We start from the raw sequence: 26007 nt of genomic DNA, 5'->3' as shown, positions 1-26007 counted from the left end.
GTGCATTGGACAGCGAACTATAGGAGGCCCGTGATGGGGGGCAATTGGTTCGGAGGCAATTGGTTCGGCGGAAACTGGACAGGTGGCTCGGGCGGCAGCAATGCAACGCCCGTTTATGCCATGCGGGCTGACCGGCCCCTTGCCGAGATCGCGATACCACGGGCGTACAACGCGAAGTTCACGGAAGCGGAATGGGATCCGGATTTGCGCGCCACGGCGATCCTGCCCGAATTCCTGGCGCAGCAGATCGGAGGCCAGCACTGGCAGGCGGCGGTCGCGCTACCACCCCCCACCTACCCGGTCACGACGCAGATGATCGACGAACTCCTTGTGCTGGCGGTCGCGGAGCGACCCGAAGCGCTGGGCGAAATCGTGGAGGAAGATCAGAATTTTCAACTGCGCTGGCTGCAGCTTCTCAACATCAATGCCGCATCCTACCCACACACGTTCCTGCTGATGAAGATCATGGCTCGGATCGGCGAGTTCACGATGGTCCAGCTCAAGCTCCAGTATTCGAACATGGCTGGTGCTGGCCCCCCACCCTATTGGTACCAGCCGCGACCAAACCAGGTCTGCCCGACACTGTATCCGCCGGTCGCGGTCCCGGGGCATCCAGCCTATCCGGCCGGGCATGCGCTCATCGGCACGCTCACGTCCGCATGCCTTGCTGACCTGCTGCCTCAATACAGCCAGGCATTGAGCGCGTTGGCTGCGCGAGTCGCGATGAACCGGATGATCGCGGGATTGCATTATCGCGAGGACATTGATGCAGGCGCCAGGGCAGCGCTCGCCTTGAAACCCTTCCTCACGGCTTGCCCGTTCTATGCGGCCACGTTCGCGCTCGCGCAGACCGAATGGTAGCGAGATCGCGTCCAACCTGAACCACTGGACCGGGAGGCAGCCATGAAAGCTTGGGAATTGCCCACCGGCTATGTACGGGTGCTGGTGCAGCGCAATCAGCACGACACGCTGGTCCAGGCTGCGAATGACATGTTGGAGGGCCGGAGCCCAGCCGAGCAAATGCGGGTTTACGCCGACGCGAACGCGAAGCACGACTTTGTTGTCGACACTGAATTCGGCGCCGTGCCGATCTGGGACGGCGCCGACCGCCGACCGGCGATCTCTGTCAACGACAGGGGCAAAAAGGCGCGCTCGCTCCTCGCGCTCGATAAATCGAGGAAATTCCTGATCCGAGCCTACGTTGCTCCCGCGAGCCTCGCGAAATCGAATTTCAACGATGGCGAGCCGGTCTGGTCCGACCCGGATCTAAGCGGCAACTATGCCTTACCGCCCGCAAACCAGGCCACAGGCGACACCCACCAGGTTCGGCAGGACCTCGACACGACGACGCTGCAGGACAACGGACTTTATGGTGGAGGCGTTGCCGTCGCCATCGTCGATACCGGCATCTGCAGACCGCACCTTGCCAAGCGGCTTGGCTTCAACCCGGCCCTTGATGTCGGCAATTCCTGGACGCCACCGACCCTGGCGACGACGCCGGGCCTCAATCGCATCGGACATGGCACGATGTGTGCCTATGGCGTGCTCGCGATTGCCCCGAACGTGACGCTGCTCGACTATCCGTTGCTGCTTGGGCGGCCGGCCGGGGAGCACACCGTCAGCGCAACGATCGGGGAAATGATCCGTGGCTATTTGATCCTGATCTGGCGCTGGGCGATCATCGGCACCATTTCGCAGAGCGCGCTGGTGGTCAACAACAGTTGGGGCATCTTTCATCCGAGCCTCGACGAATTTCCGCCCAACGATCCCAGGCGCTACATCGACAATCCCAATCACCCCTTCGCATTTTACGTCTGGTTGCTAACGGCATTCGGGGCTGACGTGGTTTTCGCAGCCGGCAATTGCGGGAACGGGTGCCCGAGCGCTGTATGTCTGCAGCGCACGGCGGGAATGATCATGGGCGCCAACGCATACACCGAAGTGCTGACGCTCGCCGGTTGCGACATTCACGACGCGCGCGTCTGTTATTCCTCGCAAGGACCTTGTATCGCGGGCATGCCTCCGCAAAAGCCGGACATCACTGCCTACACACAGTTTCTCGGCTCGAAGGTGCTACGGGGCCCGCGCGGCTTCGAGCCGGACACCGGAACGTCTACATCATGCGCCATCGCTTCCGGGTGCATCGCTGCGCTGCGAACCCGCCAGCCACCGACGGCGACGGATCCGGCAGCCATGATTGCAGTATTGCAGGCGACGGCGTTGCCTGCGGGTGGCGCCGTGCCCAATTACGATTACGGCTATGGCGTCGTTCGGCCGGTGGCGGCGGGGCGGAGCCTCGGCATTATCCCATGACCCGCAAATGGCCCGCAGAGCCCGCATCAGACGTCAGTGCTGTTCGCTCATGAGACATGTCGAGGCCGACGGGCCGAACGTCCGCTCATGGTCACTACCGCACCCATACGCTGCAGCAACTGCAATGACATTTTCGAACCAGCCCAGCCCGGCCGGCGCTAACCTCCGCCGGGCAGCGGAGGGTTCCTCTCTTGCCAGCGGCGACGGCGCATCGCGATATGACCGGGAGGGTTAGCAGGAAAATCGCCCTTGCGGCCGGGCTTGTTCTAAGTCAGGCCGCGGAAGCAGCACCGCCCGATAACCCAAATCCTGCGCTTGCCCCATGGTTCGAGAGCCTGAAGCAACCAGGCACCGGTGCGTCGTGCTGCTCCATTGCGGATTGCCGGACGGTAGAGTTCCGACAGGACCGAGACGGCTACGAAGTCCTAATCGATGGTCGCTGGAAGTTGTCGGCGCCATTCTGGCTGCGGGTCCCACCGAACAGGATCATCGATAGAACCGACAACCCGACGAACCGCGCCGTGGTCTGTTTCACGCCTGAGGCCGGCATTCTCTGTTTCGTGCGTCCGGCCGAAAGCTAGTCCATGCCGCTGCGGCTCGATCTTAGTTCCTCAGCGGCAGGCTTCGAGGGGTGACAAAGGTCGTACCAACGAACACCGCGACCGCCTGGGATAACCTCTCATGCTCCGCGGAACGGCTCGCCGAACGTTCCTTGCCCATCCTCGTGGATGCGAATTCGACTTGCCGCACACGACGATCGATGCTCCTGGTTATCTCGCAAAATCCGGCTGCCAGTGGCGCAGCTCGCGCGCCGCGTAGGTGACCGTCCCGATCGTCGTGTAGGACGCCGCCTCCAGCATCATGTTGCGCGCGAGCTTGAGGGCCCGTGCCTCGCAGATCGCGCGCTGCTTCTCGTCCGCGATCCATTCGAAATCGATGTTGTGCGCGAGGCCAAGGATGCGCCGGATGGTCTTGGCCGCGGCAAAGCCGACCGTGTCCTGGAACAGCCGCGCCATGTAGGCCTGCCGTTCGGCCTCCAGCCGCGCCGCGCCGGCCTCGCCCGCGAACAGCGACACCGGATAGCCGTCGCCATCAGCCTCGCTGCGCCACAGCGCGAGAAACTTGCGCGAAAATTCGCTCCAGGCGCCCTCGATGGTTTCCAGGAGCCAGGCCTCGAATGACGCGCGCTCGCCCGGCGTGCGCTCATGGCCGGCGGAGGCCAGATAGGCCATCAGGAGATTGCCGATGACGGCGCCGATGTCGAAGCCCATCGGACCGTAGAAGGCGAATTCGGGATCGATCACCTTGGTCTCGCCGTCGGTCACCATGATCGAACCGGTGTGCAGGTCGCCGTGCAGCAACGCCTCCGGGCTCGCCATGAATTTCAGCTTGAGCCTGCTAATCGCGACATGCAGTTCGAGATCCTCGCGGAACGCCTCAGCCGTCGCGTCGAGATATGGCGCGGTCCAGCGGTTCTGCTCGGCGATGCGATAGGGGTCGGTGAAGATCAGGTCCTCGGTGATCTTGCAGAGCGCGTGGTTGCCGGCGAAATCGGCGATCCCCTGCTTCTTTTCCGCGGCCGACAGCGCCAGATCGGACGTGAAGAACAGCGTCTGCGCCAGGAAGGTCGAGATATCCTCGACAAAGCGCGGATAACGCGTGGCCGCAATTAAGCCCTTGCGCATGATGATGTGCGGCTCAAGCAATTGCATCGCGGTGAGCGCAAGCGGCGCGTCATGATGCAGCACCGCCGGCACGAGTTTTGGCGCCAGCCGCGCCTGATGCACCAGCGCCAGATGCTCGTAATGCGCCCGCGACAACGGCAGCGGCCAGCTCTCGCCGACCAACCGCACGTAAGGCAGCGCTTGCTTGACGGCGATGCCGCCGCTGTTGCCCTTGACGATGAAGACGAGGTTGAGATTGCCGTCACCGACCTCGTTGATCGACCAGTCGGCCGGCGCTCCGCCGAGTTGGGTGACGATGGCGGGAAGGCTCGCGAGATAGTCGCGCAGATCGGCCTCCCGCAGGATTCGATAGGCGCTCTGGGCGGAGCCCGGCTGTGCCTGCAGCTTCATCGTGGTCGCCTCCCCAATACTTGAGCCCGAGCCATTGGCCGCTCGTTGTGCTATTCCGGGCACGCTGCCGCAAGGGCTGACGGTCCGGTTCGACGCCCACAATCGCAGGCGACGGGACGCGCCGCAATGCTCCAGACGAAGTCCCTAAAGCCACGGATCGATCAGACCCCATCCGGCCGGCGTTGTTTCAGAACGTACGATGTACTTCCGAGTGGAGGACGCGATGCTCGTCGCCGTATTCTCGGTATTCGCGGCCAGCCGCAAGGACCCGCTCGTCGATATGGCCGAGCAAGTCCACGCAGGCTTCCTTGCCGCCGGGTTGGGCGAGCCGACGGTACGTCTCAGGCTGTCCGATCCCCCGCTCACCGCCGAGATCGCCGCCGTGCGAGCGATCGCGGGGACGAAGCGCATTTCCAGTATCGCCAGGGTGGTCAAGCGCTGGCCGGAATTGGAGCGCTTCGTGCGGACGACCGGCTCGGTTGGCCCTAGTAAGGCGGAAGCGCGGGTGCTGTCGAACGTGACCGAAACCGGCGCCGTCGAGGCGATCGACTTCGCGATCCTCAAGGAGATCGCACGGGGCGTTCCGAAGTCATTTCCATGCCACGCCATCGACCTGCATTTCTCGGTGCCCGGCTTTTCCGACGGTCCGCAATTGCCCGCTCAGCCTGACCTTCAGACGCTCCGGGGCCTGATGCGCGCCGGCGTCGACATCGGCGCAGGGCACCCGACCTCGCCCGGCATCAGCGTGCACGACAAGTGGTGGGTGAACGGGCGGCAGCGGTCGCTCGCCGCGCTGCGCATTGTCGAAGCCGATCCGCAGGCGAAGAAATTGCCGGCGACGCCGGCCGATGTCGTAACCCTGCTGTCAGCCTGCGGCAAGGTCCGAAAGACAATCCAAGTGCCAATGGTCGCGACACCCGCCGCCACGGCGGCTGCCGTGTCCCCCGGCGGCTTGACTCCGGACATGGACGACGCCATCCGCACGGTCGTGCGTGGTTGTCGGGCGAGGATGACCGAACTGCTCGACACCCTTCCGCACGATCTGCCGGATCAGGTCGGGAGCGCGGCTGCGACACCCCCCGACGGGGGCCCGAGCGCCGGCCCCAAGAAGCCCGATCTGGTTCGGGCCTTCGCACCGCTCGGCTACGATTGCCGCGGCGGCGAGAGTGGATCATTTAGGCTGCAGCGGCGCACGCCGGGCAATCTCACTGTCAGGCTCCAGGTCGATGTCGGCAGTTGGAACAGTTCGGTCACGGCCTTCATGCAGGTGATCGGCATGGTGAACGGACATGGCTTCAAGGCCACGCTGCCGCTCCACGCCTCGCGCCACGCGGTCCGCGGCGAAGTGAGAGGGATCGAGTTGCCGAGCCAGTTTTCGATCGGCAGCGCCGAGCGGTGGACGCAAATCGTCGACAATCTGGCAACGCTCGTCGCAGCGCTTGATCGCAGCTTCGTGCCCGAGGTCGAGGCAATCTCGGGCCCTTCACCCGAATGGTTTCGGCCGGAGCAAACCTAACCGCGCCGTCACGAGCCCAGTGCGCTAGAACGGCATCCCCATCAGCTTCGACAGCCGCTCGATCGAGAGATATCCGGCATAATAGGCCCACATCGCAATCGCGAAGATCACGGCCGAGATCAGCGTGGTCCACAGCAGCTTGCTGCTCATCCGCGCCAGGATCGGCGCGCCGGGATCGGTGCCGGGCGCGCCGACGCCGTCCTCATGCTGGCTGCGTATCCCGAACGGCAGCGTCAGGAACAGCACGAGCCACCAAAGGACGAAGTAGATCGCAAGCCCGGTGGAGATCTGGTACGCCATGTGGGCTCAGGCCTGTTCGATCTCGACCAAGGCGCCGGAAAAGTCCTTGGGGTGGAAGAACAGCACCGGCTTGCCGTGCGCGCCGATCTTCGGCTGGCCGTCGCCCAGCACCCGCGCGCCCTCGGCGATCATGCGGTCGCGGGCCGCGATGATGTCGGGCACGTCGTAGCAGACATGGTGGATGCCGCCGTCGGCGTTGCGCTCGACGAACTTCGCGATCGGCGAGGCCTCGCCGAGCGGCTCGATGAACTCGATCTTGGTGTTGGGGAGCGTCACGAACACGGTGGTGACGCCATGCTCCGGCAGCGGCACCGCATCGGAAATCTCGGCATTGAAGGCCGTGCCGTAGATCTTGGCGGCCTGCTTGGCGTCCTTGACCGCGATGGCGACGTGATTGAGGCGGCCCAGCATATCTCTCTCCCTTTGTCGTTGCGCACGCCTTAAAGGCGTGTGTCAGACCGTCAGAACGTGCACGACGCAGATCGGCTTCTTGCCCCACTGCTCGTTCAGCGCGGCCCGCACCGCACGGCGCACCGATTCCCCGAGTGCGTCCGGATCGCGGCGCCGCGGCCGGGGCAGGCCCTCGATCGTCGATACCACGACATCGAACACGATGTCGTCGAACAATTCGCCCGCGGCGTTTTTCTCCGGCATGCCGACGAGATCAACCTCGGGATCGTCGACCATCTCGCCCTGCGCGGTCATGGCGACGGCGACGAAGGCGCAGCCGGCAAAACCCATCCGCCGCCGCTCGACCACGGCGCGCGACTTGGAATCCTCAAGGATGGTTCCGTCCTTGTAGAGTCGCCCCGACGGCACTTCGCCGACGATGCCGGGATCGCCGGGCCCGAGCTTGACGAGGTGGCCGTTGCGGCAGGTCAGGACCTTCGGGACACCCGCGGCGCGCGCCAACTTGGCGTGCTCGGCGAGATGCAGCGCCTCGCCATGCACGGGGATCAGGAGCTGCGGCCGCACCCAGGAGATCATGTCGCGCAGCTCGTCGCGGCGCGGATGGCCGGAGACGTGCACCAGATGCTCGCGGTCGGTGATGATTTCGACGCCCTGCGTCACCAGCCCGTTGATGATGCCGCCGACCGCCTTCTCGTTGCCGGGAATGGTGCGGGAGGAGAAGATCACGGTGTCGCCCCTGTTCAGGGTCACCTGCGGGTGGTCGTTGTTGGCGATCCGCGCCAGCGCGGCGCGGGGTTCGCCTTGGCTGCCTGTGCACAGCGCCAGCACCTTGTCGGGCGGGAAATGGCCGTAATAGTCGGTGCTGCGGAACTTGTGCGAGCCGTCGAGATAGCCGCATTCGCGCGCGACCTGCACCACACGCTCCATGGCGCGGCCGACCACGACGACCTCGCGATCGGCGGCGTTCGCGGCGTCCGCCACCGCCCTCACGCGGGCGACATTGGAGGCGAAAGTCGTGACCGCGACCCGGCCCTTGGCTGCCTTGACGAGCTTCTTGATGGTGGCGGCAACCTCGGTCTCCGAGGGCGAGCGCCCGTCACGCACCGCGTTGGTGGAATCGCCGACCAGCGCCAGCACCCCTTCGTCACCGAGCTCGCGCAGCCGCCGCTCGTCGGTCGGCAGGCCGATGATCGGGGTCGGATCGATCTTCCAGTCGCCGGTATGCAGCACGGTGCCGACATCAGTCTTGATCGCCAGCGCGTGCGATTCCGGAATCGAATGCGCGACCGGGATGAACTCGACATTGAACGGACCGATGTCGACCCGCCCGCCCGACGGGATCACCGTGATCGGGATCTTGGGCGGATTGCGCTCGGCGGCGCATTTGGCCTCGAACAGCGCCGCGCTGAACTGCGTCGCGTAGATCTTGCAGCCGAGCTTCGGCCAGAGATCGATGATCGCGCCGAAATGGTCCTCATGGGCGTGCGTCAGCACCAAGCCCATCAGATTGTTGCGCTCCTTCTCGAGAAAACGCACATCCGGCATGATCAAGTCGATACCCGGCAAATGCTCCTCGTCGCCGAAGGAGACGCCGAGATCGACCGCGAGAAACGAGCGCTGGTGGCGGTTGCCAAGCCCATAGATCGACAAATTCATGCCGATCTCGCCGACACCGCCGAGCGGTGCAAAGGTAAGCTCGTCAGGTCGCGCCATCAGTTGGTCCTCACTGTGGCTGCGGTGCCGAAATAGACCTCGCCGGCCGTGACGGGCAAGCGCTGCCCGGCCGCGGTGCGGACGATCAGGCAGCCGGTGTCGTCGATGGTGTCAAAGGTACCTTCAACGGTCGTCGTGCCGGTCTGGACCGCGACTCTGTCGCCGAGGCCGGCTGCGCGCTCCAGCCACAGCCTGCGGATCTCCGGAAAGCCGCGGCCATCGTCCCAGATGCCGCGAAACTCGACCCAAGCATCCGACAATGCCAAAAACAGCTCTTCCGCACCGATCTGGATGCCGAGCGCAGCAAGCGATACCGCAGGCGTCGGCGTGCCCTCGGGCGCCGCAACGACGTTGGTGCCGATGCCGACGACGACTGCAAGCCGGTCGCCGATCGCCTCGGCCTCCAGCAGGATGCCCGAGAGCTTCTTGCCGTTGGCCAGCACGTCGTTCGGCCATTTCAGGGTGAATTTCGGGCTGTCCGGCCCGAGCCGCAGCGCCGCCTCGATGCTGACCTTCCGCAACGCGGCTTCGAGCGACAGCCCAGCGGCAAAGCCGAGCGTCGCGGCAACCGCCGGCTGAACGTCGGTCACCTCGAGAATGCTGCTGGCCAGATTGCCGCGCGGTGCGACCCAGACCCGCTGACGGCGTCCGCGGCCAGCGGTCTGCTCCGGCGTCACGAACCACATCGGCCCGCGCTCGCCATCGCGCGCGCGCAGCATCGCCTCGGCATTGGTCGAGCCGATCTGATCGAAGGCGGCGAGCTTATAGCCCGCCGCAATGGCCCGGGGTCCGAGCGTGAAGGTCATAGTGAGGTTATGCGCATGATCAGATCCGAAAGCCAGCGTCCTGTTTTCGGGATCATGTGCGTCAGGACCGCGCGACGCGGCCCTGAGTTGTTTCTTTGACGCGTTTTCTTCACGCGAACCGGTGTCCACTTCGCTCGAAAACGCTTTAGAACAGCGACTTCGCCGCCGCCGTGGCCACGCTCACCAGCGGTCCCGGATAGGCGAAGAAGAAGATATTGAAGATGCCTGCGACCGCCAGCACGGTGCGCAGCTCGACGCGGACAGGGTCGAGCTTGCCGAGCGGCTGGTCGAAATACATCACCTTGACGATCGACAGATAATAGAACGCGCCCACCACGCTGGTGAGCACGCCGATCACCGCGAGCGTGAACAGGTTGGCCTTGATCGCGGCGACGAACACGTACCATTTGCCGAAGAAGCCGGCGAGCGGCGGCACGCCAGCCAGTGAGAACAGCAACATCGCGAAGACGAAGGCGATCAGCGGGTTGGTGCGGGACAGGCCGGCGAAATCACTGATCTGCTCCAGCGCCTGGCCGTTGCGCTTCATGGCAAGGATGATCGAGAAGGTGCCGAGCGTCATCGCGACATAGATCGCGATGTAGATCAAGACGCCCTGCGCTCCCTCGACCGTGCCGGCGGCGAGGCCGACCAGCGCAAAGCCCATATGGCCGATCGAGGAATAGGCCATCAGCCGCTTGATGTTGGACTGGCCGATCGCGGCGAACGAGCCCAGCGCCATCGAGGCGATCGCCACGAACACCAGGATCTGCTGCCACTGGGTGACGATGCCCGGGAAGGCGGTCAGCGTCGCACGAGTGAACACGGCGAGCGCGGCGACCTTCGGGGCGGAGGCGAAGAACGCCGTCACCGGCGTCGGCGCGCCCTCGTAGACGTCGGGCGTCCACATATGGAACGGCACCGCCGAGACCTTGAAGCAGAGGCCGGCGAGCAGAAACACCAGGCCGAACACGATGCCGATACTGCCGGTGGTCGCGGCCGCCGCGATGCCGGCGAAGCTGACGGTGCCTGTGAAGCCGTAGATCAGCGAGGCGCCGTAGAGCAGCATGCCCGACGACAGCGCGCCGAGCACGAAATACTTCAGGCCGGCCTCGCTCGACTTGGCATTGTCGCGCTGGCTGGCGGCAACGACGTAAAGCGCAAGGCTCATCAGCTCGAGGCCGAGATAGAGCGAAATCAGGTCGCCGGCCGAGATCAGCACCATCATGCCGAGCGTCGACAGCAGCACCAGGATCGAGAACTCGAAATTGCGGGTCGATGGCTGGGACAGGTACTCGGTCGACAGGATCAACGTTGCCGCCGAGGCGATCAAAGCGAGGATCTTCAGGAAGCGGGCGAAGTCGTCGACGATGAAGCTGCCGCCGAAGGTGACGAGCTTGCCGGCCGGCAGCCAGAGCTCCAGCACGCCGGTCAGCACCAGCAGGCACACCGCGAGCGCGGTGATCAGCCGGGTCGTCCCCTGCCCGCGATAGGCTCCGATCATCAACAGAGCCATGGCGCCGACCGCGAGCACCAGCTCCGGCAGCACCGGCTGCAACTGATAACCTGCACTGGAAAAGCTCATGGGCTAAGGCCTTACTGCGTAACCAGCGCGGCTGCCTTCACGGCAGTCACGGCGGTGTTGTAATTGTTGACGAGCTGCTGGACCGAGGCGGCAGACATGTCGAGCACCGGCTTCGGATAGACGCCGAACAGGATGGTCAGCGCGATCAGCGGGAACAGCGTCACGCATTCGCGGAAGGTCAGATCCTTGATCGACATCAGCGACGGCTTGACCAGCGCGCCGAACACCACCTTGCGGTAGAGCCAGAGCGCGTAGCAGGCCGACAGGATCACGCCCGTGGTGGCAAAGAACGCCGTCGGCAGCGAGATCTTGAAGGTGCCGAGCAGCGTCATGAATTCACCGACGAAGCCGCTCGTGCCCGGCAGACCGACATTGGCCATTGTGAAGACCATGAAGGTCATCGCATAGAGCGGCATCCGGTTGACGAGGCCGCCATAGGCCGCGATCTCGCGGGTGTGCATGCGGTCGTAGACGATGCCGACGCAGAGGAACAGCGCGCCGGAGACGATGCCGTGCGAGATCATCTGGAACATGCCGCCGGCGACGCCCTGCGTGGTCACCGCGAAGATACCCATGGTGACGAAGCCCATATGCGCGACGGACGAGTACGCGATCAGCTTCTTCATGTCCTCCTGCATCATCGCCACCAGCGATGTGTAGATGATGGCGATGACGGAAAGCGTGAACACGAACGGCGCGAAGTCGTGCGAGGCCAGCGGGAACATCGGCAGCGAGAAGCGCAGGAAGCCGTAGCCGCCCATCTTCAGCAGGATCGCGGCCAGGATCACCGAGCCCGCCGTCGGCGCCTCGACATGCGCGTCAGGCAGCCAGGTGTGCACCGGCCACATCGGCATTTTCACCGCGAACGAGGCGAAGAAGGCGAGCCACGCCCAGGTCTGCATCGAGCGCGGCACCGCGGTGTGCATCAGGGTCGGGATGTCGGTGGTGCCGGCGTTCCAGTACAGCGCCATGATGGCGAGCAGCATCAGCACCGAGCCGAGGAATGTATAGAGGAAGAACTTGAACGAGGCGTAGACCCGGCGCGGACCGCCCCAGACGCCGATGATCAGGAACATCGGGATCAGGCCGCCCTCGAAGAACAGATAGAACAGCACGAGGTCGAGCGCCGAGAAGGTGCCGACCATCAGCGTTTCCAGGATCAGGAACGCCATCATGTACTCGCTGACGCGCTGCGTCACCGACTTCCAGCTCGCGATGATGCAGAGCGGCATGATCGCGGTGGTCAGGATGATCAGCGGCAGCGAGATGCCGTCGATGCCCATGTGATAGGTGATGCCGGTGGCGAGCCAGGACGTCTTCTCGACGAACTGGAAGTCGGTCTGCGCGGGATCGAAGCGTGCGACCAGGATCAGCGACACCGCGAAGGTGATCAACGTGGTCCACAGCGCGATCCAGCGCGCCGTGCGGCTGGCGGCCTCGTCGCCGCCCCGCGCCAGCAGGTAGACCAGGATCGCGCCGACCACCGGCAGGAAGGTCGTCACGGAAAGGATGGGCCAGGTTGTCATTTACTGGCCTCCCAAGCCGAACATGAACCAGGTGATCAATCCGGCGGCCCCGATCAGCATCGCGAAGGCGTAGTGATAGAGGTAGCCGGTCTGCAATTTCACGACGTTGCGGGTGACGTCGAGCACGCGGGCCGAGACGCCGTCCGGACCGAAGCCGTCGATGACGAAGCCGTCGCCCTTCTTCCACAGCGTATAGCCGAGCCACTTCGCCGGGCGCACGAAGATCCAGTCGTACAGCTCGTCGAAGTACCATTTGTTGAGCAGGAACTGGTACAGCATCGGCTGCTGGTTCGCGAGTTCGACCGGCAGATACGGCCTGCGGATGTAGAACAGGTACGAGACGAACAGGCCGAGCGCCATCATCACGGTGGGCAGCGGCGCGAGCCAGCTCGGCATGTGCTCCATATCCTCGAGGATGTGCGGGTTCATCTTCACGGATTCGCGGAAGAACTCCTCGACGCCGTGCGGGCTGGCGAACACTTCCTTGAACGGCAGACCCGCCAGGATCGAGCCGGCGGCGAGCACGCCGATCGGCACCAGCATCCACACCGGGCTCTCATGCGCGGCCTCATAGTGCTTCTGGTCGTGCGGCTCGCCGAAGAACGTCTTGAAGATCAGACGCCAGGAGTAGAACGAGGTCAGGCCAGCAGCCACGATCGTCAAGAGATAGGCGTAGGTCGCGAACGGGTTGTGCGCGGCGTAGGCCGCCTCGATGATCGCGTCCTTGGAGAAGTAGCCGGCAAACAGCGGGAAGCCGGTCAGCGCCAGGGTGCCGATGCACATCACCGCGAAGGTGTACGGGATCTTGCGCCACAGGCCGCCCATGTTGCGGATGTCCTGCTCGTGGTGCATCGCGTAGATCACGGAGCCCGAGCCCAAGAACAGCAGCGCCTTGAAGAAGGCGTGCGTGAACAGATGGAACATGCCGACCGAATAGGCCCCCGCTCCCATCGCCACGAACATGTAGCCGAGCTGCGAACAGGTCGAGTAGGCGACGATGCGCTTGATGTCGTTCTGCACGAGGCCGATCGTGGCGGCGAAGAACGCCGTGGTCGCACCGAAGAACATCACCACCGCCTGCGCGGTCGGCGACAGCTCGAACAGCGGCGACAGCCGCGCCACCATGAAGACGCCGGCGGTGACCATGGTCGCGGCGTGGATCAGCGCCGACACCGGGGTCGGGCCTTCCATCGCGTCCGGCAACCAGGTGTGCAGCAGGAACTGGGCCGACTTGCCCATCGCGCCCATGAACAGCAGCAGGCAGGTCAGCGTCAGCGCATTCACCTGCCAGCCGAAGAAGTCGGTGGTCTTGCCGGTCAACCCCGGCGCGGCGTGGAAGATGGTCTCGAAATCGGTCGAGCCGACCAGCGCGAAAATCGCGAAGATGCCGAGCGCGAAGCCGAAGTCGCCGACCCGGTTGACCACGAAGGCCTTGATCGCCGCGGCATTGGCCGACGGCTTCTGGTACCAGAAGCCGATCAGCAGGTAGCTTGCGAGACCGACGCCCTCCCAGCCGAAAAACAGCTGCACGAGGTTGTCCGACGTCACCAGCATCAGCATCGCGAAGGTGAACAGCGAGAGGTAGCCGAAGAAGCGCGGCCGGTACGGATCCTCATCCATGTATCCGATGGAATAGAGGTGGACCAGCGCGGACACGGTGTTGACCACGACCAGCATCACCGCCGTCAGGGTGTCGACCCGCAGCGACCAGGCCACCTGCAAATCGCCGGACGTGATGAACGGCAGCAGCTGGACGCGGGCGTCATGGTGCATGAAGCCGACGTCAACCAGCGCGAACCACGACAGCGCTGCCGAGACGAACAAGAGGCCCGTCGTGATCAGCTCGGCTAGCCGCGATCCGGCCGCCGCCGGCTCGGCGACGTGGTGGTCATCGTGACCATGGTCGTCATGGCTGTGATCATCGTGCGCCGCTGAGGCATGGGCGTCGCCATGCGCGTCGTCGTGATGGTCGACGGTGTCGCCGCTTGGGCAGCGCGCATGCGCGCCGACCAGCGAGATGATCCCCGCGAGAATGGCTCCCAGCAGAGGCAGAAATACGATTGCCTGTATCATCGCCGGATTAGCCCTTCATCAGATTGACGTCTTCAACCGCGATCGAACCGCGGTTGCGGAAATACACCACCAGCACGGCAAGGCCGATCGCGGCCTCGGCGGCGGCCACCGTCAGCACCAGCAGCGCGAACACCTGGCCGACGATGTCGCCGAGAAAGGTCGAGAACGCCACCAGGTTGATGTTGACCGAGAGCAGGATCAGCTCGATCGACATCAGGATGACGATGATGTTCTTGCGGTTAAGGAAGATGCCGAGGATCCCGAGCGTGAACAGGATCGCGCCGACCGCCAGATAGTGCCCCAGCCCGATCGTCATTTCACCCACTCCGCCGCGTCCGCATCCTGCAGGCCCTGCCCCGACGCCACCTTGCGCATCGCCATCGCCATGTCGGGCGTGCGCGCATTCTGCACGTTGATGTTCTGCCGCTTGACGTTCGCCTTGTGGCGCAGCGTCAGCACGATGGCACCGATCATCGCGACCAGGAGCACCATGCCGGCGAGCTGAAAGTAATGGATGTACTTCGTGTAGAGCACGAGGCCGAGCGCCTCGGTGTTGCTGACATTGGTCGGGATAGCCGCCGTGATCGTTTTGGTCACGGACGGGTTGATCACCCAGGCGCCGACCACCAGCAGCAGCTCGAACAGGAAGATGCCGCCGATCACGATGCCGACCGGCAGGTACTGCATGAAGCCCTCGCGCAGTTCGACGAAGTCGACGTCGAGCATCATGATCACGAACAGGAACAGCACCGCGACGGCGCCGACATAGACCACGATCAGCATCATGCCGAGGAACTCGGCGCCCATCAGGATGAACAGGCCCGAGGCGTTGACGAACGCCAGGATCAGATACAGCACCGAGTGCACGGGATTGCGCGAGACAATCACCATGACCGCCGAGGCCACGCAGGCCGCGGCAAACAGATAGAAGAACAGCGCCGGAAGGATCATGCCCTCACCTCACCGGTACGGCGCGTCGAGCGCGATCGACTTCGCAAGCTCGCGCTCCCAGCGGTCGCCATTGGCGAGCAGCTTCGCCTTGTCATAGTAGAGTTCCTCGCGGGTCTCGGTCGCGAATTCGAAATTCGGTCCCTCGACGATGGCGTCCACCGGGCATGCCTCCTGGCACAGGCCGCAATAGATGCACTTCACCATGTCGATGTCGTAGCGCACCGTGCGGCGGGTGCCGTCGTTGCGGCGCGGGCCGGCCTCGATCGTGATCGCCTGCGCCGGACAGATCGCCTCGCACAGCTTGCAGGCGATGCAGCGCTCCTCGCCGTTCGGATAGCGGCGCAGCGCGTGCTCGCCACGGAACCGCGGCGAGATCGGCCCCTTCTCGAAGGGATAGTTCAGCGTCGGCTTCGGCTTGAAGAAATACCGCATGGCGAGAACGAACGCCGAGACGAATTCCGAGAGCAGAAGCGAGCGAGCTGTTGCGTTGACGTTGACACTCATGACGACCTCACTTCGGCGCGATGCCGGCGAACTGCAGCACACCGGCCACGATCACCACCATCGCCAGCGACAGCGGCAGGAAAACCTTCCAGCCGAGCCGCATCAGTTGATCGTAGCGGTAGCGCGGCACGATCGCCTTCGCCATCGCGAACATGAAGAACATGAAGAACACCTTCAGGGCGAACCAGACGATGCCCGGAACCCAGGTGAACGGCGGCAGGTTGACCGGCGGCAGCCAGCCGCCCAGGAACAGGATCGAGGCCAGCGCGCACATCGTGGTGATCGCGACATACTCGCCGAGCATGAACAGGAGATACGGGGTCGAGCCGTATTCGGTCATGAAGCCGGCGACGAGCTCGGACTCCGCTTCGACCAGGTCGAACGGCGGACGGTTGGTCTCCGCCAGCGCCGAGACGTAGAACACCACGAACATCGGGAACAGCGGCCACACATACCAGTTCAGGATGGTGAGCTGCGGCAGGCCGATCAGGTGCGCGAGCCCGCGCGAGTTCTGCGCCTCGACCACCGCCGACAGGTTCAGCGAGCCGACGCAGAGCAACACGGTGATGATGACGAAGCCGATCGAGACTTCATAGGACACCATCTGCGCCGCCGAGCGCAGCGCGGCCAGGAACGGGTACTTCGAGTTCGACGACCAGCCGGCCATGATGATGCCGTAGATCGACAAGGACGAGATCGCGAAGATGTAGAGAACGCCGACATTGATGTCGGAAATCACCCAGCCGAGATTGAACGGGATCACGGCCCAGGCGGCCAGCGCCAGGATGCACGAGACCAGCGGCGCCAGCAGGAACACGCCCTTGTTGGAGCCGGACGGAATCACCGGCTCCTTCAGCACGAATTTCAGCAGGTCGGCGAAGGATTGCAGCAATCCGAACGGGCCGACCACGTTGGGGCCGCGGCGGATCTGCACCGCCGCCCAGATCTTGCGGTCGGCGAGCAGGATGTAGGCAATCGCGATCAGCAGCACGACGAGCAGCAACAGGCTTTCCGCGACCATGATGATCAGCGGCCAGAGGAAGCCGGTCCAGAACGCGCTTGCGAAGAATTCAGCCATCAGGTCACGCTCACTCCGCTGCCGTCAGCATTCGGCCCGACGCCAGCCGCGAGCATTCCGCCATCACGGCAGAGGCCCGCGCGATCGGGTTGGTCAGATAGAAATCCTCGACGGTCGGCTTGAATGCCACCTTGTCGACGCTGCCGCCCTTGCCGGCCAGCGCCTTGACGTCGTCGGCCTTGCCGGCCTCGATCTGGTCGAGCCGCATCAGATGCGGGTAGGTCTTGAACATCGCCTGCCGCAGCGCCTGCAGCGAGTCGAACGGCAGCTTCTTGCCCAGCACGTCGGACAGCGCGCGGATGATCGCCCAGTCTTCGCGGGCTTCACCCGGCGGGAACGCGGCACGGTTGGCGATCTGCGCCCGGCCCTCGGTGTTGACGTAGATGCCGGACTTCTCGGTATAGGCGGCGCCCGGCAGGATGACGTCGGCGCGGTGCGCGCCCTGGTCACCATGGGTGCCGATATAAACCACGAAGGTGCCATCCGGCGCCTTGATCTCATCGGCACCGAGCAGGAACAGCACGTCGAGTGTGCCGAAGGTCGTCATCTGCGCCGTGGTCAGGCCACCGGCCGAAGGCGAGAAGCCGATATCGAGCGCGCCGGCGCGCGAGGCGGTGTCCTGCAGCACGGCGAAGCCGTTCCAGCCGTCCTTCAGCGCACCGACATCGATGGCAAGCTTGGCCGCCTGCGCCAGCACCGCCGCGCCGTCATGCCTGGTGTAGGCGCCGGGGCCAACCAGGATGATCGGGTTCTTGGCGTTCTTCAGCACGTCGGCAAAGGAGTGCTTGCCGGCCACGAGATCGGCCAGCGTGTCGGTGCCCGCACCGAGATAGTCGTGGTCGTAGGTGAAATCGGCCTTGGCGCCGATCATGCCGACCTTGAGCCCGCCGGTGCGCCAGCGCTTGCGGATCCGCGCGTTCAGCACCGCCGCCTCCTTGCGCGGATGCGAGCCGATGATCAGGATCGCGTCGGCCTGGTCGATGCCGGCAATGGTCGGGTTGAAGATGTAGGAGCCGCGGCCGGCCTTGGCGTCGAACGCGTCGCCGCCCTGCACTGCCAGGTTGACCGAGCCGAACTTCGCGAGCAGCTCCTTCAGCGCATACATATCATCGACCGCGGCGAGATCGCCCGCGATCGCGCCGATTCGCTTGCCGTCGGTCCGGCCGACCTTGGCGGCGATGGCGGCAAAGGCTTCCTGCCAGGTCGCCGGCTTGAGCTGGCCGTTCTCGCGCACATACGGACGGTCGAGGCGCTGCGTGCGCAGGCCGTCGACGACGTGGCGGGTCTTGTCTGAGATCCACTCCTCGTTCACCGCCTCGTTGATGCGCGGCAGGATGCGCATCACCTCGCGGCCGCGGGTGTCGACCCGGATCGCGGAGCCGACGCCGTCCATGACGTCGACCGACTGCGTCTTGCCGAGCTCCCAGGGGCGCGCCGCAAAAGCATAGGGCTTCGACGTCAGCGCACCGACCGGGCAGATGTCGACGAGATTGCCCTGCAATTCGGAGCTTAGCGCCTGCTCGAGATAGGTGGTGATCTCCATGTCCTCGCCGCGACCGGTCGCGCCCATTTCCGGCGCGCCGCAGACTTCGGCGGAGAAGCGGACGCAGCGCGTGCACTGGATGCAGCGGTTCATCGAGGTCTTGACCAGCGCGCCGAGATACTTGTCCTCGACCGCGCGCTTGTTCTCGGCGAAACGGCTGGTGTCGACGCCGTAGCCCATCGCCTGGTCCTGCAGATCGCACTCGCCGCCCTGGTCGCAGATCGGGCAGTCCAGCGGATGGTTGATCAGCAGGAATTCCATCACGCCTTCGCGCGCCTTCTTGACCATCGGCGAACGGGTCGAGATTTCCGGCGGCTCACCCTTGGGACCCGGACGGCAGTCACGCACGGCCCAGGCGCAGCTTGCGACCGGCTTCGGGCCGCCCTTCACCTCGACCAGGCACATCCGGCAATTGCCGGCGATCGACAGCCGCTCGTGATAGCAGAAGCGCGGAATCTCGGCGCCGGCCTCCTCGCACGCCTGCAACAGCGTGTACTCCGGCGGCACATCGATCTCTTTGCCATCGACGATGATCTTGCTCATGTCTCTTCTCTACTCCGCCGCGACCATGTGGACGGGATCACGAACGCCCTGATCGTCGAGATCGGCCTTGTGCGAATACTGATCGATGCGCTCTTCTATCTCGTGACGGAAGTGCGCAATCAGACCCTGGATCGGCCACGCCGCGGCGTCGCCGAGCGCGCAGATGGTGTGGCCCTCGACCTGCTTGGTGACTTCGAGCAGCATGTCGATCTCGCGCTTGTGGGCGCGGCCGTCGGCCATGCGGGTCAAGACGCGCCACATCCAGCCGGTGCCCTCGCGGCACGGCGTGCACTGGCCGCAGCTCTCATGCTTGTAGAAATACGAGATGCGCGCGATCGCCCGGATCAGGTCGGTCGACTTGTCCATCACGATCACGGCCGCGGTGCCGAGACCCGAGCGCAGCTTGCTCAAACTGTCGAAATCCATCGGCGTGTCGATGATCTGGTCGGCCGGAACCATGCGCACCGACGAGCCGCCGGGGATCACGGCCTTCAGGTTGTCCCAGCCGCCGCGAATGCCGCCGCAATGCTTCTCGATCAGCTCGCGGAACGGAATGCCCATCGCCTCTTCGACGTTGCAGGGCCGCTCGACGTGACCGGAGATGCAGAACAGCTTGGTGCCGACATTGTTCGGCCGGCCGATGGCGGCGAACCAGGCGGCGCCGCGGCGCAGGATGTCGGGCGCGACCGCAATCGACTCGACGTTGTTGACGGTGGTCGGGCAGCCATAGAGGCCGACATTGGCCGGGAACGGCGGCTTCAGCCGCGGCTGGCCCTTCTTGCCCTCGAGGCTCTCGAGCAGCGCGGTTTCTTCGCCGCAGATATAGGCGCCAGCGCCGTGCGCGACATAGATGTCGAATGGCCAGCCGTTGATGTTGTCCTTGCCGACCAGCTTGGCCTCATAGGCCTGGTCGATCGCAGCCTGCAGCCGCTCGCGTTCGCGGATGAACTCGCCGCGGATGTAGATGTAGCAGGCATGTGCGCCCATCGCGAAGCTCGCGAGCAGGCAGCCTTCGACCAGGAGATGCGGATCGTGCCGCATGATCTCGCGGTCCTTGCAGGTGCCGGGCTCCGACTCGTCCGCATTGACGACGAGATAGCTCGGACGGCCGTCCTTGGACTCCTTCGGCATGAAGGACCACTTCATGCCGGTCGGGAAGCCCGCACCGCCGCGGCCGCGCAGGCCCGAGGCCTTCATCTCGTTGATGATCCAGTCGCGGCCCTTGTCGATGATTCCCTTGGTGCCATCCCAGGCGCCTCTGCGGCGCGCGCCCTCGAGGCCCCAATCATGGAGGCCGTAGAGGTTCTTGAAGATGCGGTCCTTGTCGTCGAGCATGCTCAAAACTTTCCGAACATCACCGATTAGCTTGCGAATAAGCGAGCCCGGCAGCGCAGCCACCGAACACGATGGCCCACAACAGGCTGGATTCCAGCGTCGCGCTCAGCCCGTAGCGTTGCAGCAGGAACATGAAGCCGGCCGCGACGGCGGCATGCAGGGCGATCGTGCGCCAGGCCTTCATCGCAGCGCCCCTTCCCACCTTGTCTTCCTGCCCGTTTGCCTGCACCTGAAGGCCCCCCATCAGGTGGTTTCCTTCAGCGTCGTCGGCCCGCCTGCGGGCGCCGAGAACTGACGGTCGACCTGCGGGCCCGGCTTCGGCGGATTGCCGGCGGCAAAGCCGTCGAGCACCTTGCCGAAGCTTTCCTTGGTCAGGTCCTCATAGGTGTCCTTCCAGATCAGCACCATCGGCGCGTTCACGCAGGCCCCTAGGCACTCGACCTCTTCCCACGAGAAGTTGCCGTCCTTCGACAGCTGAAAGGGATCGTGATGGATGCGATGCTGGCACACCTCGATCAGGTCGGCAGCGCCGCGCAGCCGGCACGGCGTGGTGCCGCAGACCTGGACGTGCGCCTTCTTGCCGACCGGTGAGAGCTGGAACATGGTGTAGAAGGTCGCGATCTCCAGCATGCGGATATGCGGCATCTCGAGCAGGTCGGCGACGGCGCGGATCGCCGCTTCCGAGACCCAACCGTCATGCTGCTCCTGCACACGCCACAGAATCGCGATCGCAGCCGAAGCCTGACGGCCCGGCGGATATTTCTCGATCTGCTTCTTGGCCCAGGCGAGATTCTCGTCCGTGAACGTGAAGCTCGCGGGCTGCAATTCCTTCGGGGCAAGGCGGCGGACGGACATCGATCAAACTCTCAATTAGCGCGCGGTGCGGATGCGGACATCATCACCGGTCGACCTCGCCGAACACGATGTCCAGCGAGCCAAGGATGGCGGAAACGTCGGCCAGCAGATGGCCCTTGCAGATGTGATCCATCGCCTGCAGATGGGCGAAGCCCGGCGCGCGGATCTTGCACTTGTAGGGCTTGTTGGTGCCGTCGGCGACGAGATAGACGCCGAACTCGCCCTTCGGCGCCTCGACCGCGGCGTAGACTTCGCCGGCCGGCACGTGCACGCCCTCGGTGTAGAGCTTGAAGTGATGGATCAGCGCTTCCATCGAGCGCTTCATCTCGCCCCGGCGCGGCGGCGCGATCTTGTTGTCCTCGACCACGACCGGGCCTTGCCCGTCCGCAGCCTTCAGCTTCTGGATGCACTGCTTCATGATACGCACCGACTGGCGCATCTCTTCCATGCGGATCAGGTAGCGGTCGTAGCAGTCGCCGTTCTTGCCGATCGGAATGTCGAAATCCATCTCGGCGTAGCACTCGTAGGGCTGCGACTTGCGCAGGTCCCAGGCCGCGCCCGAGCCGCGCACCATCACGCCGGAGAAGCCCCACTCCCAGGCCTCCTTCAGCGGCACCACGCCGATGTCGACGTTGCGCTGCTTGAAGATGCGGTTGCCGGTCAACAGCGTGTCGAGGTCGTCGACGACCTTGAGGAACGGATCGCACCACGCCTCAATATCGTCGATCAGCTTCGGCGGCAGATCCTGGTGCACGCCGCCGACCCGGAAGAACGCCGCGTGCATGCGCGAGCCCGAGGCGCGCTCGTAGAACACCATCAGCTTCTCGCGCTCTTCGAAGCCCCACAGCGGCGGGGTGAGCGCGCCGACGTCCATCGCCTGAGTGGTGACGTTGAGCAGATGCGACAGAATGCGGCCGATCTCACTATACAGCACCCGGATCAGCTGGCCGCGGCGCGGCACCGTGATGCCGAGCAGCTTTTCCGCCGCGAGGCAGAACGCATGCTCCTGGTTCATCGGCGCGACGTAGTCGAGCCGGTCGAAATACGGGATCGCCTGCAGGTAGGTCTTGTGCTCGATCAGCTTCTCGGTGCCGCGGTGAAGCAGGCCGATATGCGGATCGACGCGCTCGACGACTTCGCCATCCAATTCGAGCACCAAACGAAGCACGCCGTGGGCGGCCGGATGCTGCGGCCCAAAGTTGATGGTGAAATTGCGAAGATTCTGTTCGTTCATGATCAGGCCTTCGGTTCCGCCTTCGCCTTTTCGTCACCCGGCAAGGGGTAATCGGCCCCTTCCCACGGAGACAGGAAATCGAACTTGCGGAATTCCTGGTTGAGCCGGACCGGCTCGTACAGCACCCGCTTCTCCTGGTCGTCGTAGCGAACCTCGACGAAGCCGGTCAGCGGGAAATCCTTGCGCAGCGGATGGCCGTCGAAGCCGTAATCCGTCAGCAGGCGGCGCATGTCGGGGTGGCCGATGAAGATCACGCCGTAGAGATCGTAGGTCTCGCGCTCGAACCAGTCGGCGCCGGGGAAGACGCCGATGATCGACGGCACCTGCGTGGTCTCGTCGGCCTGGCCGCGTACTCGGATGCGTGTGTTCAGCGTCGGCGACAGCAGATGATAGACGACATCGAAGCGCTTTTCGCGGCTCGGATAGTCGACCGCGGTCGCGTCGGTGAAGTTGACGAAGCGGCAGTTCGGATCGTCACGCAGAAAAGTGACGACGTCCACGATTCTGCCAATCTCGACGTCGATAGTGAGTTGATTGAACGCGACCGAGTGCGCCGTGGCGGCGCCCGGAAGCGCGCTCACGATCGTCTGCCCAAGGGCGTCGAGCTTGCCGTCGTCCATGCCTGAAACCTTAGCGTTCGATAGTGCCGATACGGCGAATCTTCTTCTGCAGCAGCAGCACGCCGTAGAGCAGCGCTTCCGCCGTGGGCGGACAGCCCGGCACATAGATGTCGATCGGCACGATGCGGTCGCAACCACGCACCACCGAGTACGAATAGTGGTAGTAGCCGCCGCCGTTGGCGCAGGAGCCCATCGAGATGACGTAGCGCGGCTCCGGCATCTGGTCGTAGACCTTGCGCAGCGCGGGTGCCATCTTGTTGGTCAGGGTGCCCGCAACGATCATCACGTCGGACTGCCGCGGCGAGGCGCGCGGCGCAAAGCCGAAGCGCTCGACGTCGTAGCGCGGCATCGAGACCTGCATCATCTCGACCGCGCAGCAGGCGAGACCGAACGTCATCCACATCAGGGAGCCGGTCCGCGCCCAGGTGATGAGGTCGTCGGCTGCAGCGACGAAGAAACCCTTGTCGGACAGCTCGTGATTGACCTCGAGAAAAAACGGATCATTGGCGCCGACCGGCTTGCCGGTCGACGGATCGAGAATGCCTCTCGGAGCTTGCGCAATCGCCGGCTGCGAGGATGCGGCGGTGGGGCTCAATCCCATTCGAGCGCGCCTTTCTTCCATTCATACGCGAACCCGACCGTCAGTACGGCCAGGAACACCATCATCGACCAGAAGCCGGTCGCGCCCAGTTTTCCGAACGCCACGGCCCACGGGAACAGAAACGCCACTTCGAGATCGAAGATGATGAAGAGGATCGCCACCAGATAGAAGCGGACGTCGAACTTCATGCGGGCGTCGTCAAAAGCGTTGAATCCGCATTCATAAGCGGACAGCTTTTCCGGATCCGGCGACTGGAACGCGACCAGGAACGGCGCGATCAGGAGAGCCAGCCCGATCAGGCTCGCGACCCCGATAAAGACCACAAGTGGGAGATAATTCTGCAGGATGCCGGTCATCGGCGAGGCCTTCTTGCTGCGGTTTCGGACGTGCCGCAGATTCGTTGATTGGAATTGTTCTTGAGGCTTTAGCGCAGCGCAACAGGGGGCGCAAGACAAGCTATTTTGACGCTTTTACCGCCCCTTGCCGCGGGCTGATGGCCTCATCGGGCGGATGCGCTGCCTCAATGGGCAACGCTGCGCCGGCCACCCGGTGCCCTGCGCTCTCCCCATATCAGCCCAGCTCCCGCTCGGCAGCGAGCATCTCGGCGGCGGTCAGCGTCAGCCGGTCGAGATGTCCGAGCAGCAACTCAAGATCCTGTGGACCAAGCTGTTCCAGCAGGCGCCGGTTTCGCTCCTGCGCCCCGGCCACAATGGCGTCATGGGCGGCGAGCCCCGCTTTGGTGAGGGAGACAAGTGTTTCCCGATTGTCACGCGGGTTGGCGGCCTTGGCGACCAGCTTGCGCGCGACGAGCTCGGCGAGCGCCCGGCTGATCTGGCCCTTGTCCATGCCGACGGCTTCGGCAAGCCGCACCACGCTCATCGGTGGCCGCCGGCCGAGCGAGGCAACCAGGCCGAACTCGACCGAGGACAGGCCGGTCAGCCGCTTGTAGCGCAGCAGCGCACCGCGCCTGAGCAGATTCGCCAGCACCATCAGCCGCGACGACATCATCGCGGTGATCGGCGCCAGCTCGGCATCCACCACCGCTTCCGGCGGCAAGGCCCTCGCAGTCCAGAGCTTCTCGGTCATCGCCAACCTCTGCCAACAATGCCTGCCGCTGCCAAGTTAATCGATATCGTTGACATTGTCATCGATCTATCATTGACTTCGTCAACGATACAGCGACCGCCGGCAAGAATCCGGCGGCCGGAGGAAACCAGCATGACCATCACTCAGCGGGACCGCGATCTCGGCACGGCCTATGCGATGAAACCGTCCACCACCCGGGCCGAGCTCACCTCGGTCATCCGCGGCTCACCGATGGGTGAGCTGCTGCGCCGCTACTGGCACCCGATCGGGCTCGTAGGCGACGCCACCGATATCCCCAGAAAAGTCCGTGCGCTCGGCGAAGACCTGATCCTCTTCCGCGACCGGCATGGCCGGGTGGGCCTCTTGCATGCGCGCTGCTGCCATCGCGGCACCACACTCTATTACGGCAAGGTCGAGGAAGACGGCATCCGCTGCTGCTACCACGGCTGGAAGTTCGACACCGAGGGCCGCTGCCTCGAACAGCCTTGCGAGCCCGAAGGCGGCCTGTTCAAGGACAAGGTGCGCCAGCCCTGGTATCCGGTGCAGGAACGCTACGGCCTGATCTTCGCCTATATGGGCTCGGCAGATAAGAAGCCGGTGCTGCCGCGCTACGAGTGCCTGGAGAATATGGACGATGGCGAATTCGTCGAGGCCGACGATTCCTCGATCGGCGGCGGCGGGCCAGCCGTGATCCCCTGCAACTGGCTACAGCATTTCGAGAACGTCGCCGACCCCTATCATGTGCCGGTGCTGCACGGCTCGTTCTCGGGACCGCAATTCACCACCATGATGGCCTCGATGCCCGAGGTGACATTCGAGATGTCACCGCGCGGCGTCGCGGTGCGCTCGATCCGCCAGCAGGATGACGGCAAGGTATTCTATCGCGTCACCGAGGCCGCCCTCCCCACGCTCCGCGTCGTGCCCAATCCGCGGGTCGCGCAATTCGTCCGCGTCGAATCGATCGGCTGGACCCTGCCGATCGACGACACCTCGTTCCGCATCTATGTCGCCGGCCGCGTCAAGCAGTCAGGCGATATCGGCCGCATGCGCTCGAAGTTCAACGGCAAGTTCTGGTGGGACATGACGGAGCAGGAGCACCAGCAATTCCCCGGCGACTACGAGGCCCAGGTCGGCCAGGGGCCGGTGACGATTCATTCGGAAGAGCATTTCGGCCAGAGCGACCGCGGCGTCCTGATGATCCGCCGGATGCTTTCCGACCAGCTCGAGGCCGTGGCCGCCGGCCGCGACCCAATCGGCGTGTCGTTCGATGCCAGTGCCGGGCCAGTCGAATTCGAGGCAGGGAATTACATCCGCGAGGCGTAAGGCCCGCGCAGGCAAACAA

The 26007-nt window shown here is 64.4% G+C and carries 25 protein-coding genes; 4 read left to right on the top strand and 21 right to left on the bottom strand.

The genetic code is table 11. The features are described 5' to 3' along the window. The first annotated feature begins 33 nt into the window (after nt 1-33). Both AC066Y_RS05055 and AC066Y_RS05050 read left to right on the top strand, forming a co-directional pair. The gene (locus AC066Y_RS05055; protein ID WP_478272909.1) at nt 34-861 is read left to right on the top strand and encodes a phosphatase PAP2 family protein; all 828 of its coding nucleotides are present in this window, start codon (nt 34-36) and stop codon (nt 859-861) included. A gap of 42 nt (nt 862-903) precedes the next feature. Continuing rightward, complete coding sequence (locus AC066Y_RS05050; protein WP_478272908.1) at nt 904-2313, top strand: S8 family peptidase; 1410 nt, start codon at nt 904-906, stop codon at nt 2311-2313. Between the two features lie 770 nt (nt 2314-3083). Here the strand turns inward: AC066Y_RS05050 and mtnK are convergent. Further along, a complete protein-coding gene (gene mtnK / locus AC066Y_RS05045; RefSeq protein ID WP_478272907.1) occupies nt 3084-4388 on the bottom strand; it encodes an S-methyl-5-thioribose kinase in 1305 nt (434 codons plus the stop codon). A 223-nt stretch (nt 4389-4611) separates the two neighbouring features. Between mtnK and AC066Y_RS05040 the strand changes: the two genes are divergently transcribed. Further along, nucleotides 4612-5904, top strand: coding sequence for a hypothetical protein (locus AC066Y_RS05040; RefSeq protein WP_478272906.1), 1293 nt, complete (start codon nt 4612-4614; stop codon nt 5902-5904). A 24-nt stretch (nt 5905-5928) separates the two neighbouring features. Here AC066Y_RS05040 and AC066Y_RS05035 read toward each other — a convergent pair whose 3' ends face one another. The 20 genes from AC066Y_RS05035 to AC066Y_RS04940 all read right to left on the bottom strand — a co-directional run bounded on the left by AC066Y_RS05035 (nt 5929) and on the right by AC066Y_RS04940 (nt 24665). Further along, a complete protein-coding gene (locus tag AC066Y_RS05035) occupies nt 5929-6204 on the bottom strand; it encodes a DUF1467 family protein (protein WP_478272905.1) in 276 nt (91 codons plus the stop codon). Between the two features lie 6 nt (nt 6205-6210). After that, the gene (gene mce, locus AC066Y_RS05030; RefSeq protein WP_478272904.1) at nt 6211-6615 is read right to left on the bottom strand and encodes a methylmalonyl-CoA epimerase; all 405 of its coding nucleotides are present in this window, start codon (nt 6613-6615) and stop codon (nt 6211-6213) included. 42 nt (nt 6616-6657) lie between these two features. Beyond that, a complete protein-coding gene (locus AC066Y_RS05025; protein WP_478272903.1) occupies nt 6658-8328 on the bottom strand; it encodes a ribonuclease J in 1671 nt (556 codons plus the stop codon). Further along, nucleotides 8328-9134: a biotin--[acetyl-CoA-carboxylase] ligase gene (locus tag AC066Y_RS05020; RefSeq protein WP_478272902.1), complete on the bottom strand. Its 807-nt coding sequence runs from the start codon at nt 9132-9134 to the stop codon at nt 8328-8330. Before AC066Y_RS05020 ends, AC066Y_RS05025 begins: the two co-directional genes overlap by 1 nt. 145 nt (nt 9135-9279) lie before the next feature. Beyond that, entirely contained in the window at nt 9280-10716 is a 1437-nt protein-coding gene (gene nuoN, locus AC066Y_RS05015; RefSeq protein WP_478272901.1) for an NADH-quinone oxidoreductase subunit NuoN, read from the bottom strand. A gap of 11 nt (nt 10717-10727) precedes the next feature. Continuing rightward, nucleotides 10728-12242 (bottom strand): NADH-quinone oxidoreductase subunit M, encoded by a 1515-nt coding sequence (locus AC066Y_RS05010; protein ID WP_478272900.1) that lies wholly within the window; start codon nt 12240-12242, stop codon nt 10728-10730. Further along, nucleotides 12243-14315 (bottom strand): NADH-quinone oxidoreductase subunit L, encoded by a 2073-nt coding sequence (gene nuoL, locus AC066Y_RS05005; protein WP_478272899.1) that lies wholly within the window; start codon nt 14313-14315, stop codon nt 12243-12245. A gap of 7 nt (nt 14316-14322) precedes the next feature. Further along, the gene (gene nuoK, locus AC066Y_RS05000; protein WP_027537255.1) at nt 14323-14631 is read right to left on the bottom strand and encodes an NADH-quinone oxidoreductase subunit NuoK; all 309 of its coding nucleotides are present in this window, start codon (nt 14629-14631) and stop codon (nt 14323-14325) included. Continuing rightward, the gene (locus tag AC066Y_RS04995; RefSeq protein ID WP_478272898.1) at nt 14628-15266 is read right to left on the bottom strand and encodes an NADH-quinone oxidoreductase subunit J; all 639 of its coding nucleotides are present in this window, start codon (nt 15264-15266) and stop codon (nt 14628-14630) included. The genes nuoK and AC066Y_RS04995 overlap by 4 nt, the downstream gene beginning before the upstream one ends. A gap of 9 nt (nt 15267-15275) precedes the next feature. Further along, nucleotides 15276-15770, bottom strand: coding sequence for an NADH-quinone oxidoreductase subunit NuoI (gene nuoI / locus AC066Y_RS04990; protein ID WP_212314863.1), 495 nt, complete (start codon nt 15768-15770; stop codon nt 15276-15278). A 7-nt stretch (nt 15771-15777) separates the two neighbouring features. After that, complete coding sequence (gene nuoH, locus AC066Y_RS04985; protein WP_478272897.1) at nt 15778-16848, bottom strand: NADH-quinone oxidoreductase subunit NuoH; 1071 nt, start codon at nt 16846-16848, stop codon at nt 15778-15780. A 10-nt stretch (nt 16849-16858) separates the two neighbouring features. Continuing rightward, nucleotides 16859-18934 carry an NADH-quinone oxidoreductase subunit NuoG gene (nuoG, locus tag AC066Y_RS04980; protein WP_478272896.1) on the bottom strand — a complete coding sequence of 692 codons (2076 nt, stop codon included), beginning with the start codon at nt 18932-18934 and terminating at the stop codon, nt 16859-16861. A gap of 9 nt (nt 18935-18943) precedes the next feature. Further along, nucleotides 18944-20269 (bottom strand): NADH-quinone oxidoreductase subunit NuoF, encoded by a 1326-nt coding sequence (nuoF, locus tag AC066Y_RS04975; protein WP_223967242.1) that lies wholly within the window; start codon nt 20267-20269, stop codon nt 18944-18946. A 19-nt stretch (nt 20270-20288) separates the two neighbouring features. Continuing rightward, nucleotides 20289-20513, bottom strand: a complete 225-nt coding sequence (locus AC066Y_RS04970; protein WP_478272895.1) for a hypothetical protein — start codon at nt 20511-20513, stop codon at nt 20289-20291. Further along, nucleotides 20513-21124 carry an NADH-quinone oxidoreductase subunit NuoE gene (gene nuoE / locus AC066Y_RS04965; protein ID WP_029080758.1) on the bottom strand — a complete coding sequence of 204 codons (612 nt, stop codon included), beginning with the start codon at nt 21122-21124 and terminating at the stop codon, nt 20513-20515. Before nuoE ends, AC066Y_RS04970 begins: the two co-directional genes overlap by 1 nt. A 43-nt stretch (nt 21125-21167) precedes the next feature. Continuing rightward, nucleotides 21168-22358: an NADH-quinone oxidoreductase subunit D gene (locus tag AC066Y_RS04960; protein ID WP_478272894.1), complete on the bottom strand. Its 1191-nt coding sequence runs from the start codon at nt 22356-22358 to the stop codon at nt 21168-21170. Between the two features lie 2 nt (nt 22359-22360). Then, nucleotides 22361-22978, bottom strand: coding sequence for an NADH-quinone oxidoreductase subunit C (locus AC066Y_RS04955; RefSeq protein WP_092114646.1), 618 nt, complete (start codon nt 22976-22978; stop codon nt 22361-22363). 10 nt (nt 22979-22988) lie between these two features. Next, nucleotides 22989-23579 (bottom strand): NuoB/complex I 20 kDa subunit family protein, encoded by a 591-nt coding sequence (locus AC066Y_RS04950; protein WP_050402390.1) that lies wholly within the window; start codon nt 23577-23579, stop codon nt 22989-22991. Beyond that, the gene (locus AC066Y_RS04945; RefSeq protein ID WP_018271860.1) at nt 23570-23935 is read right to left on the bottom strand and encodes an NADH-quinone oxidoreductase subunit A; all 366 of its coding nucleotides are present in this window, start codon (nt 23933-23935) and stop codon (nt 23570-23572) included. Before AC066Y_RS04945 ends, AC066Y_RS04950 begins: the two co-directional genes overlap by 10 nt. A 214-nt stretch (nt 23936-24149) precedes the next feature. After that, a complete protein-coding gene (locus AC066Y_RS04940; protein ID WP_478272893.1) occupies nt 24150-24665 on the bottom strand; it encodes a MarR family winged helix-turn-helix transcriptional regulator in 516 nt (171 codons plus the stop codon). 132 nt (nt 24666-24797) lie between these two features. Here AC066Y_RS04940 and AC066Y_RS04935 point away from each other — a divergent pair, with 132 nt between their 5' ends. Beyond that, nucleotides 24798-25988, top strand: a complete 1191-nt coding sequence (locus AC066Y_RS04935) for a Rieske 2Fe-2S domain-containing protein (protein WP_478272892.1) — start codon at nt 24798-24800, stop codon at nt 25986-25988. The last annotated feature ends 19 nt before the right edge of the window (nt 25989-26007 follow it).

This window comes from Bradyrhizobium sp. USDA3010, assembly GCF_056429065.1.
Note: the sequence above shows the minus strand (reverse complement) of the source record. Positions and strands in the feature narration are given on the sequence as shown.